We start from the raw sequence: 1146 nt of genomic DNA, 5'->3' as shown, positions 1-1146 counted from the left end.
CGCTGCTTTCTCTGCTGCTTCATTTGGATTTTTAGGATCAGTAGGTGGGTTATCACCGCCGCCTTGTGATGGGTTATCACCGCCGCCTTGTGATGGGTTGTCACCACCGCCTTGTGATGGGTTATCTCCGCCACCTTGAGATGGGTTATCGCCACCTTGGTTTTGGTTATTGTTGTTATTATTTGAATTGTCGTCTTTTGTCACTTCCGGAACTTCGATACCTTTTACGTTATCAAGTTCTTTTTGTGCCTGAGGACGTTGACGTTTTGGTAGGTTGTTGATGATTTGTTGTGCTTCGTCTTTGGCTTTTTGAACTTCCGCTTGCGCATCTTTCAGCTGTTGTTGTTCTTCTGCTGTCACTTTGCCATCTTTATTTACTTGATCAAGAAGCTCTTTTGCCGCTGCTTCAGCATCTCTAGCTGTTTGGATCTTCTCGTTTGCCAATCGTTTAGTCGGCTTTTGAGATTTCTGATTTGAATCGGAGGTTGCACTGGGAGATCCGCTCCCTGAACTCCCCCCCCAGCTGCTAAAGCGATTCCGCCTAGCACAGCTGCGCCTGCTGCATAATACCAAGGTGAAATCACCTGTCCTTCCGCTAAGCTGGTGACCAAATTCGGCTCTGCTGAACCTGCAGTGAAAGCGCTGATTTCGTGATCAACTTGTGTCACGATAATATCGCTTTTGTATGCACCTTCGCTGCTTGCTGTGTCAAAAATAGCATAGCATTGCTGATCTGAAGTGCATTCGCCCCAGAACTCATCAATAATCACTTCAATATTTTCTTTTTCGCTGGTGATGATTAAATCATCGCCGGAGCGAGAAACTTTAATGTCTGACGGTGTCTTGCCTGTAACACTGTCAATTACGCGGTACTCTTCACCCGGAACCGCAGTTTCGGTGTATTTCCCGTTTTTCGCGCCTTTAGACAAATCAATACGTTTGCCTGAGTGCTTTTCAATTAAAATTAAACTCATATAGCTGATATCCTTTTATGTAGAAACACAGTTAAATTTTTTAATCGTTCAAACTTATCGAACACTTGCCATTTCTAATACAGACAACTACTTAATATCACCCCTAAATAAATAATAAAAATTACTCTAAAAAATAACTTCCTGTTATAAATTCAAGAGGGAAATAGCAAGT

At 42.8% G+C, this 1146-nt stretch carries 2 protein-coding genes; both read right to left on the bottom strand.

The genetic code is table 11. The annotated features are described in order from the left end of the window. Window positions 1-444 (bottom strand): GA-like domain-containing protein (locus P375_RS11845; protein WP_432430747.1); only part of this gene is annotated, 444 nt, incomplete at its 3' end. Continuing rightward, window positions 375-974 carry a hypothetical protein gene (locus tag P375_RS11840; RefSeq protein WP_245176471.1) on the bottom strand — a complete coding sequence of 200 codons (600 nt, stop codon included), beginning with the start codon at window positions 972-974 and terminating at the stop codon, window positions 375-377. The genes P375_RS11845 and P375_RS11840, both read right to left, overlap by 70 nt. Window positions 975-1146: the final 172 nt, after the last annotated feature.

The sequence above is a fragment of the Gallibacterium genomosp. 2 genome, from assembly GCF_000771895.1.
GTDB lineage: Bacteria > Pseudomonadota > Gammaproteobacteria > Enterobacterales > Pasteurellaceae > Gallibacterium.
The sequence above is the reverse complement of the archived record's forward strand: the minus strand, read 5'-3'. Positions and strand labels throughout refer to the sequence as shown.

Excerpts from the sequence above, each read along its gene's own strand:
- P375_RS11840 (WP_245176471.1), bottom strand. The coding sequence starts at position 974 with ATGAGTTTAATTTTAATTGAAAAGCACTCAGGCAAACGTATTGATTTG.